16 protein-coding genes are annotated in these 15,265 nt (G+C 59.8%); 7 read left to right on the plus strand and 9 right to left on the minus strand.

Annotated features, from left to right (window positions below):
- Positions 1-8 precede the first annotated feature (8 nt).
- Positions 9-656, minus strand: a complete 648-nt coding sequence (locus RI101_11300) for a YkgJ family cysteine cluster protein (protein MEC4890635.1) — start codon at positions 654-656, stop codon at positions 9-11.
- Positions 657-661: 5 nt separating this feature from the next.
- Positions 662-1,219: a hypothetical protein gene (locus RI101_11305; protein ID MEC4890636.1), complete on the minus strand. Its 558-nt coding sequence runs from the start codon at positions 1,217-1,219 to the stop codon at positions 662-664.
- Between the two features lie 306 nt (positions 1,220-1,525).
- Between RI101_11305 and RI101_11310 the strand changes: the two genes are divergently transcribed.
- Positions 1,526-1,813 (plus strand): HU family DNA-binding protein, encoded by a 288-nt coding sequence (locus tag RI101_11310; GenBank protein MEC4890637.1) that lies wholly within the window; start codon positions 1,526-1,528, stop codon positions 1,811-1,813.
- A gap of 130 nt (positions 1,814-1,943) precedes the next feature.
- Here RI101_11310 and RI101_11315 read toward each other — a convergent pair whose 3' ends face one another.
- On the minus strand, positions 1,944-2,219 hold the full coding sequence (locus RI101_11315; protein ID MEC4890638.1) for a MoaD/ThiS family protein: 276 nt from the start codon (positions 2,217-2,219) through the stop codon (positions 1,944-1,946).
- Positions 2,220-2,282: 63 nt separating this feature from the next.
- Here RI101_11315 and RI101_11320 point away from each other — a divergent pair, with 63 nt between their 5' ends.
- From RI101_11320 to RI101_11345, 6 genes are all read left to right on the plus strand, one after another.
- Positions 2,283-2,720 carry a hypothetical protein gene (locus RI101_11320; GenBank protein MEC4890639.1) on the plus strand — a complete coding sequence of 146 codons (438 nt, stop codon included), beginning with the start codon at positions 2,283-2,285 and terminating at the stop codon, positions 2,718-2,720.
- Positions 2,710-3,270, plus strand: a complete 561-nt coding sequence (gene rfbC, locus RI101_11325) for a dTDP-4-dehydrorhamnose 3,5-epimerase (protein MEC4890640.1) — start codon at positions 2,710-2,712, stop codon at positions 3,268-3,270. Before RI101_11320 ends, rfbC begins: the two co-directional genes overlap by 11 nt.
- A gap of 104 nt (positions 3,271-3,374) precedes the next feature.
- Entirely contained in the window at positions 3,375-3,803 is a 429-nt protein-coding gene (locus RI101_11330) for a rubrerythrin family protein (protein ID MEC4890641.1), read from the plus strand.
- 108 nt (positions 3,804-3,911) lie between these two features.
- A complete protein-coding gene (locus RI101_11335; protein ID MEC4890642.1) occupies positions 3,912-5,186 on the plus strand; it encodes a heterodisulfide reductase-related iron-sulfur binding cluster in 1,275 nt (424 codons plus the stop codon).
- Between the two features lie 41 nt (positions 5,187-5,227).
- Positions 5,228-5,818 (plus strand): DUF3501 family protein, encoded by a 591-nt coding sequence (locus tag RI101_11340; protein MEC4890643.1) that lies wholly within the window; start codon positions 5,228-5,230, stop codon positions 5,816-5,818.
- Between the two features lie 146 nt (positions 5,819-5,964).
- Entirely contained in the window at positions 5,965-6,717 is a 753-nt protein-coding gene (locus RI101_11345) for a 6-carboxytetrahydropterin synthase (protein ID MEC4890644.1), read from the plus strand.
- A 75-nt stretch (positions 6,718-6,792) separates the two neighbouring features.
- Here the strand turns inward: RI101_11345 and RI101_11350 are convergent, their stop codons facing one another.
- From RI101_11350 to typA, 6 genes are all read right to left on the minus strand, one after another.
- The gene (locus RI101_11350) at positions 6,793-9,573 is read right to left on the minus strand and encodes a PAS domain S-box protein (protein ID MEC4890645.1); all 2,781 of its coding nucleotides are present in this window, start codon (positions 9,571-9,573) and stop codon (positions 6,793-6,795) included.
- 165 nt (positions 9,574-9,738) lie between these two features.
- Positions 9,739-11,265, minus strand: a complete 1,527-nt coding sequence (locus RI101_11355; GenBank protein MEC4890646.1) for an ATP-binding protein — start codon at positions 11,263-11,265, stop codon at positions 9,739-9,741.
- A 168-nt stretch (positions 11,266-11,433) separates the two neighbouring features.
- Entirely contained in the window at positions 11,434-11,763 is a 330-nt protein-coding gene (locus RI101_11360; protein MEC4890647.1) for a thioredoxin family protein, read from the minus strand.
- Positions 11,764-11,840: 77 nt separating this feature from the next.
- A complete protein-coding gene (locus RI101_11365) occupies positions 11,841-12,311 on the minus strand; it encodes a redoxin domain-containing protein (GenBank protein MEC4890648.1) in 471 nt (156 codons plus the stop codon).
- 184 nt (positions 12,312-12,495) lie between these two features.
- Positions 12,496-13,242 (minus strand): hypothetical protein, encoded by a 747-nt coding sequence (locus tag RI101_11370; GenBank protein MEC4890649.1) that lies wholly within the window; start codon positions 13,240-13,242, stop codon positions 12,496-12,498.
- A gap of 11 nt (positions 13,243-13,253) precedes the next feature.
- The gene (gene typA, locus RI101_11375) at positions 13,254-15,113 is read right to left on the minus strand and encodes a translational GTPase TypA (protein ID MEC4890650.1); all 1,860 of its coding nucleotides are present in this window, start codon (positions 15,111-15,113) and stop codon (positions 13,254-13,256) included.
- Positions 15,114-15,265: the final 152 nt, after the last annotated feature.

Consider the following 15,265-nt stretch of genomic DNA (forward strand, 5'->3'; position numbering starts at 1 on the left):
GACTCTGTCTAGGCGGTGATTGATCTAGTTTTGTGGGGTTTTTCGGGCAGAAAAGCATAGGGGAGGAGGAGTTCTTCTCCCTCTGCGGATTCCGTTTGTTGCAGGGCCGCCAGTTGCTCGGCTTCTTCTCCGGCCAGCTGCTCTTCTTCTTGGCGAAGAACCGGAGAGAGTCGAATGATAGGAATAGCCGTTTGTATGTCGCACGCGCCCTCGACCGTTCCGGCCTCTTCCGACGGGATTCCCATGGACCGGCAAGTGAGGGGGCGAAAGGCGTAGACGGCGCAGTGTCCGTCAGCATCAAGTGCCGGACAGGGCAGATCGGCGAACTGCTCCACGAGCTGTTCGACCAGCGGATCGGGCCAGTGATCGAGGAAGGGTGACGCGGCGAGTTGCGGGAATGCTGCCTCCATGGCAGCGGCTTGAGCGCTGGCTTTTTCTTGAATGGCATGGCGTTGGCGGTCAGAGAGTTGGCGCAGGCCGCGTTGAATTTCTGCGCGGTCCAGAAGGGTAAGGGGAAAGGGGCCGATGCAGCAGCGGCAGCAGCCGGCGTGACAGGGTACTTGGCCTAAGAGCGCCGCCGTGGCCCGCTCGAACCACCGGGACGTTTTTTGCGAAAGTGTGGAGGGGCGCACCGCCGGTGGAGGCGTAGAGGCCACGAGGGCTAATCCTCTTGGGGTGCCATATCGACGATCAGATCGCCCTTGGGGGAGTAGAAGCCCTGGTCGTCGATCTGCACGATGCCGTTGCACTGATCCTGATAGAACTCCAAAATCCAGCCGTTGAAATCATAACCTTCGTCGGTAATATCGGCTTTGGAGAAGCGGGTGGTCAAGATGAACCGCGAGCGGGTGACATATTCCTGCGCCAGTGTGGCTTCAACATCCTCATAGGCGGTCAGGAGATCGACGAATTGTTTCTGCTCCTGCTTGAATACATCTTGATAGCTCCCCCGGTCGCGGACGCAAAAGAGCTGGACCGGCTGGCGGTCACGGTGATAGCCCAAGGCAATTCTGACCCACGCCCATTCATCGAGCGCGGCCTCGTCGATGTTGGACGGGACGATCGGCGTTTGGCCGCGGGCTTTCAGGAAATCGATCAACAGCCTGAGCGGCGGCGAGTTTTCTTTCTGGCAGAACACGCGGGAATAGACAAAGGTTTCAGCCTGTTCGGATGACGATGGCTGTGCCGCTGCCGGAAGAATCGGGAGTTCCTTGCCCATGACAATCCTTTCGCGCCGGTCAGCGTAGGGGAGCGAACGCTCGGCTGCCGGCGAATCTGGAGGCTACTCTACCCCTGGGTGTCTTGGAACTGCAAGAGGGCCTCATCGGCTGTTCTCCACGCCAGACGGGCGCTTTTCCCGTTGACAGCCTGGAGACTCTTGGCTACACTCTCGCGGGTTTTAGCGGTATCCCGCATCAGGGCTTGGTTTCCTGATGCACGACTTTGAGTCAGGGCGTTTGCAAGAGAGGCGAAGCAACATCGAGTCTGTGTTCTTACTTTCTCTCACTTCCAAGGAGGTTCTCGAATGGCAAAATCAATGACGAAGTCGCAGATCGCCGATTACATGGCCCAGAAGACCGGCTTGACCAAGAAGGCCGCCGTCCAGATGATGGACGATTTCGCCGCCTTGGCCTATCGTGAAGCCAAGAACGTGTTCACGGTGCCGGGCATCGGCAAGCTGGTGTTGGCGAACCGCAAGGCCCGCATGGGTCGGAACCCGCAGACCGGCGAACCGATCAAGATTCCAGCCAAGCGTGTGGTGAAGTTCCGCGTCGCGAAGGTGGCGAAGGACGCAATCCTCGGCAAGAAGTAACAGGATTTCCGTCTGGCGCCGATGCAGCGCCATGGCCATTCTCCGGCTTCATCCGCTGCAGATGACGACATACGAACGGGCCGGTTTCCATCGAGGAAGCCGGCCCTTTTCTTTGTCTGCCGCCGGCATGTTAGACGTGCGAGGGCCCCAGGCCGCTTCCCCCCATCCCGTCGTGACCGACCAGCCGAATGGCGTCCCCGTCTTGTACCAGGGAATCTTCGCTCGCAATGCGCTTATTGATCGTGACCAGCACTTTCTTTTCGCGCAGGAGCTGCAACAAATGGCGGAGCTGCACGCCTTGGCGCTGAATGACTTGCCGGACGGACATCGACGCCGGAATTTCGCAGGCCAGATCGCGTTCTCCGTCGGCGGTTTGCAGTTGGCCTGTGAGCATGATGGTCACCATGGGCGGGCGGCTCCTTTGTTTCTATGACGATAGTTCAGCTGCTCGGGCGCGGACGTTGACTCGGTGGCGCGGTCCACCGATAATGGCCCCGTTATGCAATCGCTCGATCTCAACAACCCAGGGATGCCGGATCTCCAGTTTGTGCTGTTTGTGTCGGCGCTCTGTACCTCTGATCTCGACTCGCTGAATATTCCCCCTGAGGTTCGTACGGCCATTTTCGACCGGTGCTGGGCGCTCATCCATACCGATCCGCCTCCCACGCGCCGGCAGGAACGGGTGCTGGATCTTCGCTACGGCGACGACCTGACCTTGGAGGCCTGTCTGGAGGCCATCCGCTCGATCTTGCGAGAGGCCGGTATTCATACCATTACCTGGGACCATCCGCCCAGCGAACCGACGCGGTCCAGCACGCCAGCCGCTCAGCCGCTGATTGACCGTCTGCAGCAACTGTACCCCGAAGGGCCCGATATTGTCGATCCGGCAGGTGGCCATGCAGATTAAGGCCACTCCGCTGGCCGGCTTGTTGCTCATCGAACCCGTGCTCTGGCGGGATGCGCGCGGGGCCTTCGTGGAGACCTATCATCAGGCGCGCTATCGGGAGGCCGGTATTGCCACTCCGTTTGTTCAGGACAACTTTTCCTGGTCGCAGGCGAATGTCCTCAGGGGATTGCATTACCAGCTCACCCATCCTCAGGGAAAGCTGGTGATGGCTGTCGAGGGGCGGGTGTTCGATGTGGCGGTCGATATTCGGAAGGGATCGCCGACTTTTGGACAGTGGTACGGAGTGGAATTGTCCGCCGACAATGGCCGGCAACTCTATATCCCCCCGGGGTTTGCCCATGGATTTTATGTGCTGAGCGAGCGGGCGGGGTTTCTGTATAAATGTACAGACTACTACGCGCCATCGGATGAGCGGGGCATTCGGTGGAATGATCCCGGCTTGGCCATCGACTGGCCGGCCCTGAATCCGCTGGTATCGGCAAAAGATGCGGCGTACAAGACCTTGGCGGAAGTCGAGCGCGATCTCCCGCAGTGGTCCGGAGCGTCATGAGCCTTCTGGCCCGTTGATCCAGCGCGGCGGCTATGTTATACGGCCTAGGCGAATAACCGGGCAGACAGTCAGCACCAATCGATTCTTACGGAGGAGGACGGATAATGGGAAACAGTTTGAAGGGGACCAAGAGCCACGAAAATTTAAAGCACGCGTTTGCCGGCGAGTCGCAGGCAAACCGGCGCTATCTGTACTTCGCGCGGCGCGCGGATATTGAAGGGTATCCCGATGTGGGCGGATTGTTCCGCGACACGTCTGAAGCCGAAACCGGCCACGCCTTCGGCCACCTCGATTTCTTGAAGGAAGTCGGCGATCCGGCCACCGGGGTGCCGATCGGCAATACCGAAGCCAATCTCAAGTCCGCCATCGAGGGCGAGACCTACGAATATACCCAGATGTACCCGGGCATGGCGAAGACGGCGCGGGACGAAGGGTTTGCCGAACTCGCCGAGTGGTTTGAGACGCTGGCCAAAGCGGAGCGCTCCCATGCCAATCGGTTCCAGAAGGGACTCGACAGCCTGAAGCAGGGCTAATTGAAGTCTGACGGAACGTCTGTGAAGGGTGGATTGAGCTGAGGCTTGGTCCACCCTTCCTCTTTTCCGCCTTGTGTTCTCGCCTCTCATCGGGAGACAATACCGGCTGTGAAAGGTCTGAGCCTCATTAATCCCGTCGATCCGGCGCAGCTGGAGAAGGACACGTTGCGGATTTATGAAATCTGCGACGGGTGCCGCCGCTGCTTCAACCTCTGCCCCTCGTTCAATACGCTCCTCGACGGCGTCGATCGGCATGACGGCCATGTCGAGCAGGTCATGGCCGCCGAGCATCAGCGGGTGGTCGACGAGTGCTATTACTGCAAGCTCTGTTACAACCACTGCCCCTATACGCCGCCGCATCAATACGCGCTGGACTTTCCCAAGCTCATGGTCTTGTGGAAGCAACGGTTTGCCGCGGAGCGGGGCGTGCGCTGGCGGGATCGTCTGTTAGTCCAGACGGATATAATCGGGCGCCTCTCCACGATCGTGGCGCCGCTCACCAATTGGGCGTTGTCGCTTGGCGGCCTGCGTCAGGTGATGGAGCGGGTCCTGGGCGTGCATCGCGACCGCTGCATCATGCACTTTTCATCGGACACGTTTGTGCGCTGGTTTCACCGCCGGCCCGCGCCGTCTCCCACCAAGCCGTCGCAGAAGAAGGTGGCGTTATTTGCCAGTTGCCTGGTGAACTACCAGGCCTCCGATGTGGGGAAGGCGACGGTGCAGGTGCTGGAAAAAAACGGCGTGCAGGTCGTGGTGCCGGATCAGCAATGTTGCGGGATGCCGTCCTTCGATCTCGGCGATGCGGTGGCGATGCAGAAAGCGGCGCAGGCGAATGTCTGTTCGCTGCTTCCGTGGGTCGAGCAGGGATACGATATCGTCGTGCCGGTGCCCAGTTGCAGTCTCATGCTCAAGCGGGAATATCCGGAATTGCTTGCCGGGGACGAACCCAAGACCGTCAGCGAACACACCTTCGATATCTGCGAATACCTGATGAAGCTGAAGCGCGAGGGGGCGCTCGCGACGGATTTTGTGAACAAGCCGGGCCGCGTGGCCTACCAGATTCCCTGCCACCTCCGCGACCAGAACATCGGGTTCAAGTCGAAAGAGTTGATGGAGTGCGCCGGGGCGCAGGTCGAGGTGATCGAGAAATGTTCCGGTCACGACGGGTCCTGGTCCGCCAAGACGGAATTTTTCCCCCTCTCGATGACGATTGCCAAGAAGGCCGTGCGGGCCATCGAGCAAGCCCCTGCCGATCTTGTGGCGTCGGACTGTCCGCTGGCCGGGTTGCAGCTCGATCAGGCCGGCGCGTCGGCGCATGTTGGCGGGAAACCGGCCAAGCATCCCATCCAGATCGTGCGGGATGCCTACGGATTGCCATCGTAGACGTTGTGACGAGTGATCGGAAATAAGAGGGCGAGAGACGAATGATGAAGCCATTGTTGCCAGAAGAGATGATCCCTGCCGCCGAGTATGAGCGGCAGCGGGAGGCGTTCCGCCGCCGCATCATTGCGCTCAAACAGCGGCGGCGTATGTCTATTGGCCCGCTGATCACGCTGGTGTTCGAGAATCGGGAGACGCTTCAGTTTCAGATCCAGGAGATGGTCCGCGTCGAGCAGATTGTTGATCCCGCGAAAGTGCAGGAAGAATTGGATGTGTATAATGCCCTTTTACCTGCGACGGGTGAATTGAGCGCGACGCTCTTGATCGAGATTACGGATGAAGCCAACATGAAACAGTGGCTCGATGCCTTTATGGGCTTGGATCACGGCCAGAAGGTGGCGATTGTGGCGGGGGATGAGCGGGTCTTTGGCGAATTCGAGGGCGGCCATAGCCATGAGACCAAAATCAGTGCCGTGCATTTCGTGCGGTTTCGGCCGACCGCTTCCATGAAGGCCGCGTTTGCCGATTTGCGCCAGCCGGTTTCGATGACGGTGCAGCATGGTGATTATCGGGCAGAGGCGCCGGTGTCGGGCAGTATGAGGGAAGAATGGCTTCTGGATCTTGCAGGATGCTGAAAAATGCCGCCGGCTTCGTTCTCGGCTCGCAAGAATCCTCAACGTACTCCCAAGGGTACGCCTGCGGCCTTGCATAGCCTGCGGCCTTGCTGGATGGCCTGTTTGAGCATCCTGACAGCTATGACCATTGCGGATAGAGGATAAGCATGTCTACAGTCTCACTCATGAAGCGCATCGAGTTTTCGTCGTCGCATCGGTATGTCAAGCCGGAATGGGACGAGGCGAAAAACCGTGCGGTTTTTGGCGCCTGCTACAATCCGCCGGCCCATGGCCATAACTATATGCTCGAAGTGACGGTGGCCGGTGACGTGGATCCAAAGACCGGCATGGTCATCAACCTCTTCGACCTGAAGCGGGTGCTGCTCGATATGATCGAGGAGTTCGACCATAAGAATTTCAACCTGGACATGCCCTATTTCACCAGCCGGATTCCGACCTCGGAAAATATCGCCCGGGTGTTGTGGAGCAAGCTGGAGTCGCAGCCGGACATCGGGGCGCTGCACCAGATTCGCCTCTGGGAGGATGAAGATCTTTCGGCTGAGATCACGGCGGCGGGCGGGCCGGATGTGGCCAGCGTCACCCGGCGCTATTCGTTCACGGCGGTGCTGGACGGGCATCAAGGGCACACCTGGGATTGTTTTGTCACGGTGCATGGCGCCATTGATCCGGTCACCGGCATGGTGACGGACATCGGGGCGCTGGATCGGCTGATGCAAGCGCAGGTGCTGCAGCCCTTCGATCGGCGCCATCTGGGCGAGGTGCTGGGGATGTCGTCTCTCACGGGCGATCAGCTGGCCAAGGTGATCTGGGAACGTCTGGCCAGCCTGGTGTCCGGCGGGAGGTTGCAGAAAGTCAGCCTCGTCCAAACCCGTGATCTGACCTTCGAGTACGCCGGCTAATTCGCCGCCGGTTCTTCCTGATAGACACTCAAGAATACATGACGCGGTGGGTCCGGAGCGGTGCGCGGGGCGGTCTTAGGGGTTGTTGTGCCCGTCCAGCACCGCTTTCACGGCAGACGACAGGCTGTTGATGGTAAAGGGCTTGGCCACAAAGGTGACCGACTGGCTGGAGATGCCTTTGCGCAAGAGTTCGTCTTCATTATACCCGGACATAAAAACCACGCGGAGAGTCGGCTGTTTGGCGAGCAGCTGTTCAGCGAGTTCGCGCCCGTTCATCCCCGGCATCATGATATCGGTTACCAGGAGGTGGATGGGACTTGCCGCGGCGGCCATCTGTTGGAGCGCCTCTTGGCCGTTCGGCGCCTCCAGGACCTGATAGCCCTGCATCGTCAGCATCTCCCGCGCGATCTCCCGCACGATGATGTCGTCATCGACCAGCAGGATCGTCTGCGTCGCCGCTTTTGGGAAATCCGGTTGCTCCACGATGCGTACCGCCTCTGTATCGACACGGGGAAAGGTCAGGGTAAAGGTCGTACCCTTGCCGAGGGCACTGATTGCCCCAATAGTACCTCCGCTTTGGGCCATAATGCCATAGACAGTTGCCAGGCCTAACCCGGTCCCTTTGCCGAATTCTTTGGTTGTGAAAAATGGTTCAAAAATGTGCGCTTGAACGTCAGGGCTCATGCCCTGGCCGGTGTCCCGAACGACTAACTGAACGGCCGGGGAGGGGCTGCTGACATTCGTCGTCTCGATGGCCAGCGTCCCTCCTGATGGCATGGCATCACGCGCATTGGTGGCGAGGTTCAGCAGAATTTGGTCGAGTTGTCCGGGGTCGGCGCTGATGATGCCGAGGGTGGGGGCCAGCGCAAGGGTCAGCCGGATATTTTCACCGAGGATTTGGGGAAGGATGTCGGCCATATTCTCGATGACGCCGTTGAGATTGAGCCGTTCCGGTTGAGCGATGTGTTGCCGGCCAAGCGTGAGGAGTTGTTTCGTGATCTTAGCCGCTTTTTGGCCTGTGGTTCGGACAGTCTCCAGCCGCTGGTAGAGCGGGCTCCAGGGTTCCACTTGCTTGAGAAGCAATTCGACGTTGCCATTGATGCCGGTGAGCAGGTTGTTGAAGTCGTGCGCAACGCCGCCGGCCAAGCGGCCCACGGCTTCCAGCTTCTGCATTTGCTGAAGCTGTTCCTCCGTCCGTTTGAGGCTGGCCTCGGCCAGTTTGCGGTCGGTGATATCCGTGATGACTCCGATCATGCGGACAGGCCTGCCGGACTGGTCCCGGTAGATTTGTCCCCGGTCGCTCAGCCAATGCACGGTGTTGTCGGGCCAGACGGTGCGATATTCTTCGCAATAGAGCACATCGGACTCGAGCGACTGCGTTAAGGCCTGGCCGACTCGCGCTCGGTCCTCCGGATGGATGGCCAGCAAGAATTCATCGAGCGTGGCATGTTGCGCGCCGGGCGGCAAGCCGAACAGCGGGCCGAGGGTATGGGAGTAGGTGGCGTGGTTGGCTGCGACGTTCCAGTCCCAGGCGCCCATGCGTGCCGTTTCCATGGCGAGGCGGAGGCGTTCCTCACTGTCTCGCAACGCGGCCTCTCCCTGTTTGCGTTCAGTGATGTCGCGGACAATGGCGATAAGGCGAGGCTGAGCCGTTCCCGATCCAAAGTATTGAAGGTTCACCTCCACGGGAAGATCTGCGCCGTTTTTCTTTCGATGGATGGTCGTGAAGGTCTGGATTCGTAATTGATTGCTAATGAGCGGGGCCATCATTGTCCGGAATCCCGGCTCATCGAAGTCCGGCTTGAGGTTCAATGGCGTCATGCGCAGCAATTCTTCGCGGCTGTATCCCGTTTGCTGGGCAGCGCCCTCGTTCACGTAGCTGAATTGCAACGTCTGGGGATCGAAGATGAAGATCCCGTCCGCTGTGGAGTCCAGCGTGGCCAGCGCTTCGCGCGTGGCCAGCTCGGCCTGTTTCTGCGCGGTGATATCGCTGTAGACTCCCAGTATTCCTATAATCTCACGGGCGCTATTCCTCAGTGGAACTTTGGAGGTGCGGAGCCAAATCTGGCGGCCATCCGGTGTTGTTTGCGGTTCCTCAAAACTTAGCTTAGGCACGCCGGAATCCATGATGTGGCGATCATCGGCCTGATAGAGCGTGGCCTGCGCGTGCCACACGAGCTGCGAGTCGTCTTTCCCGATGAGCTGTTGGGGAGAGGCCAGGCCTGCATCATTGGCGAACTGTTGATTGCACCCGAGATAGCGTGAATGGCGGTCTTTCCAGAAGATGCGAATAGGGGCGGTCTGGATCACAGACTGAAGGAGTTGGTGGGTCTCGTGCAGGGATTGTTCTGTCCGCGTGTGTTCGGCGAGTTTCTGTTGCAGCGCTGCTTGTACCTCGCGTATCTGTGCCGTCCGTTCATGAACCCGGTGTTCCAATTCGTCATGGGCGCGCTGCAGGGCTACGGCGGATTGTTTCCTCTCAGTCATATCGACGATCGACGTCAGTACGTGAAAGCCGTGGGGGAGTGGTACCGGATTCAACCCGATTTCGACGGGAAATTCAGTGCCGTCTTTGCGCCGCCCGTATAAGTCGCGCCCTTGCCCCATGGCGCGCACTGAGGGGGACGTGAAAAATGTGCGGAGATGGTCCGGGTGTTGTCTCCGGAAGCGTTCCGGGATCAGCGTGTCAATCGGCTGCCCGAGCAGCTCCTGCCGGGAGTAGTCGAATAGGCGCTCGACTTGAGTATTGACGAGTACGATCAGGCCTGTTTGGTTGACCAAGAGCATGCCGCTTGGCGCCGCCTCGAAGACGAGGCCGAACAGGTCGTCCGGTTGTGGGGCAAGGGCAGAATTCACTGGGTGCCTGCGTATATTGCGTTAGGCTCAACGGGGCGCTTGTGACGCCGATATTGAGCGCGGAGTCATAGCTGATTGACGACGGGGTTGATGTGGAGACGGGATTCCGCTCGCGAATAGATATCGGTTAGTAAGGCGGTTTTCTTGAGGTGTGCACCGGTAGCCTTAGCGCGCGGGGGAGGCTTTGAGAAGTTCCCGAACTTTCTCGACGAGTGTGGTGGGCAGGAACGGTTTCTGTAAAAAGGCGGTGTCTTCGAGAATGCCGTTGGCCTGCAGCGTGTCGCCTCCATAACCGGACATATACAGCACCCGGGCTTCCGGCTTCATGGTTCTCACGCTTTCGATGAGCACCGTGCTCTTCATGCGGGGCATGATGACGTCGGTAATGACCAGATGGCAGGGGCCCTTGTGGACTTGCAGGCGTTGCAGGGCCTGCACGCCGTCTTCGGCCGCCAGCACCTGATACCCCTGGTCTTGCAGGACTGTCGAGATGAGCGCGCGGATGCTGTCATCGTCTTCGACGAGCAGAATGGTTTCCTGTGCGGCCGCTGGCTTGGTGGCGATCGAGGCCACCGGCGCGGCGGCAGGCTCCCCCTCCACGCGTGGGAGGTAGACAGTAAATCGTGAGCCTTTCCCCGGCTGGCTGGCGACATCGATGTAGCCGCGGCTTTGCTTCAGGATGCCATAGACCGTGGCCAGGCCGAGTCCGGTGCCTTTGTCCGGGCCTTTCGTGGTGAAGAAGGGCTCGAAAATATGGGCCAGCGTGTCGGCATCCATCCCGCATCCGGCATCTTGGACGACGATTTTCACGAAGGAGCCGGCGGTGGCGCCCGGATGCAGCCGGGTGAACGATTCGTCGAGCTCGGCGTGATCCGTTTCGATATTGAGCAGGCCGCCGTCCGGCATGGCGTCGCGGGCGTTGACCGCCAGGTTCATGATGATTTGTTCGAGCTGGACGGGGTCCATCAAGACATAGCCTGCCTCCGGGTGCAGGACCACGACCATCTGGACATGTTCGCCGATCATCCGCTGGAGCAGATCTTCCATGTCGCGGATAGCCGTGTTGATCTCCAGTTCCTTGGGTTCGAATACCTGCCGGCGGCTGAAGGTCAGGAGTTTTTTCGTGAGCGCGGCGGCGCGCAACCCGGCCTGGCTGATCATGTCGATTTCCCGCGCCGCCGGATGGGTGCCCAGCTGCTGCATGACACGATGGGCATGGCCGATCACGACCATCATGAGATTGTTGAAGTCGTGGGCGATGCCCCCGGCCAGCCGGCCCACGGCTTCCATTTTCTGCGACTGATGGAGCGCCTGTTCGGTGCGTTTGTGCTCGGTGATATCGGCGATCGTCTCGATGATGTGGGTCTGGCCTTCTGCGGTCGTGGCTTTCGACCAATGAACGAGGAGAAACTGATTGCCCGGCAGCGGCACTTCGCTGGAAACGACCGCGCCGTGGTGCAGCGCTTCGGGCATCCGGCAAAAGTCGCAGGGCGCCGGGCATCCGGCGATTTTCTCATAACAGGCGCTTCCGGCGATATTGCCGAATTTGTTCAGCCCGGTCTCGTTCTGAAATTGCACGTGATGGGTGGCGGGGTCGATGACGGTGACGATGACCGGCTGCGAGTTGAGCAGCGCCTGTGCATCGTACTGCGGGACGTTGGGCGACGGGGAGGAAGACGATGGTGACGACATCCGCTAGGCCTCTGGAAATGGGTGTGTTGCCAATGTCTTATTGCATGCCGAAAGGCCCGCCAGGTTTCGAGCTCATGCGGGCTCACATGACATTACTACATGTCTGTGGCCAGTCAAGCAGAAGGGCGATTCCGGGAGTGCCGCCGGCGCAACGCCTAGCCAGACGAACTATTTGAGCAAATGGTCCGTGATCAGGGCGGCCAGCTCGGCCGGGTTTACCACGCCTTCTCGGGTCAGGAGGAGGGCGCCGTTTGCAAAGAAGTGGGTCGTGGGGTAGGTCTCAAAGGTATGTGATTTTTTAATCTCGCGGCAGCGGCCTGGCACATGCATCTTGGCTTTTCCCACCTTGATGCCGGGAAACTTCGCGGCCGTTTCTTCCAGGATCGGATCGTATTGCTTGCATGGCTCACAGGTGGCGAGCCCATAAGCGACGACCGCCGCAGGGCTGTCGGTGAACTCTTTGTAGTTGTCGTCTCTGACGTCGAGGACCGTGCTCATAAGAAGCCCTGTGTGCTGAATGGTGAGTGCTGAGGCTGGCGAGCAGGGCTCCCCAGCTCAGCACTCAGGACGGATGATTAGCTGAGTTTCGCGAGGGCGGCGAGAATGTCCTTATCCTCGCGGGCCACCTTGATTTCCTGCACCTTCACGTAGGCCACCTTGCCGTTCTTGTCGACAATGACGGTCGCGCGCTTGGAGCAGTTCAGCGGCTCGAAGTACAGGCCATAGGCCTTGGCGGTCGTCCGATGGACATCGGACAGGAGGCGGTGCTTGAGGTCCATGGAATCGGCCCAGGCCTTATGGGAGAAGAAGCTGTCGCAGCTAACGCCGAACAGCTCGGCATTGGCCGATTGGAACTTGGGGAAGTCGTCGGTCAGGCACTTGTTCTCACCCTGGCAGACCGGGCTCCAGTCCAGCGGGTAGAAGCAGAGGACGACGTTCTTCTTGCCCCGAAAGTCGCTCAGCTTCACGTCTTGCTGATCCTGGTCCTTCAGGTTAAAGTCCGGTGCTGTATCGCCCACCTTGATTTCCGGTGCTACATCGCTCATTGCAGATCCTCCTTTGCGAACATCGCTGCGCTATATGGTGACGGAAATGAGCTCTCAGTTGGAGAGACCCCTATGAAAACCTCGAACTTTGTACCTTGTGGTTTGAAAGCTTGTCAACGGACCTGAAGGCCTATGGGGCTAGGTCTCGTGCGCTAACCCCTCGAACTGATAGAAGATTTGCTTATCATTGGAGTTCTCGAAACCCGATCATGCGCCCGGTTGGCGCCGTCGTCCGGTGATTGACGATCCGGATGGTGCGCCCTAATAGAGGCAGGCGAAAGGCCGTGCCGACTTTGGGCGATTGGCCGATGCGGAGCAGTTCATTGGCCGACTCGGTCAGCAAATCCTTTGCGGCGTTTTCGGAGAGGCCTTTCCCGTAGAACGTTTCAATTTCATCGAGGCCGAATTTGGTCAGGCCCAGCGTATGGCACCAGATCTGATCAGGCTTCGCGGCATCGTTATGGGTAATGGCGATGTGGTCGTCCACCAGGAAGCTGGCAAGGGTCCGGTTCTGCCAGTCGGACGGATTGAGATAGGCTTGGGTCGCGATGTCGTACGCCGTGCCTTGCGTCAAGAGGGTCAGACCGCGCGCGAGGCGGGCCGCAAAGAGCACGGTGTCGGGCATGTCGCGATTGGGCACGATGGAGGGGGCGATGGCCCCCATCTGGTCATGTTCCCAGGCCATGTTTTTCACGATATCGGCGGTGTGTGTCGCGGGCAAGGGCATCACGACGTGCGCCGACCAGGGGCCATGCGTGGCCTGCCACGATTCCGGGGCGCCGGTCTCCGGCCGAATCACCAGAGGGCCGCCGTATTCCCGGTCATACCAGATCTTGAGTTCATCGGTGGCCGGGGCGGTGCCACGATAGCCGATGAAATAGAGCGGGGGCCGTTTCGACGAGGGTTTCGGGGCTTTCTTCTTAATGCGCATGGGAGCGTCCGCTATTTGCCTGATTTTTTGGCTCTGCGGCGTTCATCCGCATTGAGCAGCCGTTTGCGCAGACGCAGGTTCTGCGGGGTCACCTCAACCAGCTCATCCGGGCCGATGTATTCCAGCGCGAACTCCAGCGACATTTCCTTCGGAGGCGTGAGGACCAGGGCCTCGTCGGTCCCTGACGCGCGCATGTTGGAGAGCTGTTTTTCTTTGCAGACGTTCACGTCCAGATCTTCGTCCCGGCTGTTTTCGCCGATGACCATGCCGCGGTAGACGTCCACGCCGGGGCCGATGAACATGGTGCCCCGTTCCTGCACCATGAAGATGGCGTAGCCGGTGCTGGTGCCGTCTTCGCAGGCGACCAGGGAGCCATGCGGCGAGACCAGCAGATCCCGCTCTTCGGCCGGTTCGTAGGCGGCAAACACATGGTGCATGATGATCGTGCCGCGGGTTTTCGCGAGCAGGATGTTCTTCAAGCCCATGATCCCGCGGGTGGGAATATGGTATTCGAGATGCATCTCGCTCGTGCCGACGTCGGAATGGATAAGGCGCATATGCCGCAGTTCCCCGCGGCGTTTGCCCAATTCTTCGATGACGGCGCCCTGATAGGTTTCCGGCACCTGGATGGTGAGTTCCTCGTAGGGTTCCGTGGCCTTGCCGTCGGCGTCGCGATGGATGATGACTTCCGGCTGCGAGACCTGGAGTTCGTAGCCTTCGCGCCGCATCTGCTCAATCAAGACGCCGAGATGGAGTTCGCCGCGGCCGGCCACGAGGAACCGGTCCGCGCTGTCCGTTTCATTGACGCGCAGGGACACGTTGGTTTCCAGTTCCTTGAAGAGCCGGTCGCGCAGGTGGCGCGACGTGAGGTACTTGCCTTCCCGGCCGGCAAAGGGGCTGTTATTGACGGAGAAACTCATTTGGACGGTCGGTTCGTCGACCGTCACGCGCGGAAGCGCGATCGGGTTTTCGGCGTCGGCGATCGTGTCGCCGATGCTCACTTCGTCGAGGCCGGCCACCGCGACGATTTCTCCCGCTTCCGCCTTGTCCGTATCGACTCGTTCCAAGCCGGAATAGACCGCCAGATCGGAAACCTTTCCGAGGGTTTGGGCGCCGTCTTTGCCCAGCAGCATGACGTTCTGCCGGCGGGCAATCGAGCCGGATTGAATCTTCCCGATTCCCATCTTGCCTTTGTAGGCGTCCTGCACGAGCGCGAGCACGAGAATTTGCAGCGGCGCGGTCGCATTGATGGCCGGAGCCGGGATCTTTTCGAGCACCGTATCCAGCAGCGGGGTGATGTCCGTGCCCGGTTTGTTGACGTCCAAGGTGGCTTGGCCCTTGATGGCGGCCGCGTAGACGATCGGGAAATCGAGCTGCTCGTCGGTGGCGCCCAGGTGGACGAAAAGATCGAAGGTGCGGTTCACCACGTCGTCGATCACGGCATCGGGGCGGTCGATCTTGTTAATGACGACAATGGCCTTGTGTCCCAGCGCGAGGGCCTTGCGCAGCACGAAGGTCGTCTGTGGCATCGGGCCTTCTTTGGCATCGACGAGGATCAGCACCCCATCGACCATGCGCAGGGTGCGCTCCACTTCGCCGCCGAAGTCGGCATGGCCCGGCGTATCGACGATATTGATCTTCACCCCTTTATAGGTGACGCTGGCGTTCTTCGCGCGAATGGTGATGCCGCGCTCCCGCTCCTGGTCCATCGAATCCATGATGCGCTCGCCCATATCGTCGATTTTGCGATGGACGTGGGTCTGGCGCAGCACGGCATCGACGAGGGTCGTTTTGCCGTGGTCGACGTGGGCGATGATGGCGATGTTCCGGATATCGTTCCGGCGGTCGTGAGGGGCGCGGTGTTGTGTCATAGTCGTGGTCTTCTCTCGGTCAAAAAAAAGACGCCTCGACAGTGAGGCGTAACAGCGCAGTATACAGGAAGCGGTTCCTATTACACAAGCAGACGGGAGTGGCGGGGTATTACACGTCCATCAGCCGCGGAAAACCGGTCGGCTGCCATGGC

The sequence above is a fragment of the Nitrospira sp. genome, assembly GCA_035968315.1.
In the GTDB taxonomy this organism is placed as follows: Bacteria; Nitrospirota; Nitrospiria; order Nitrospirales; family Nitrospiraceae; genus Nitrospira_D.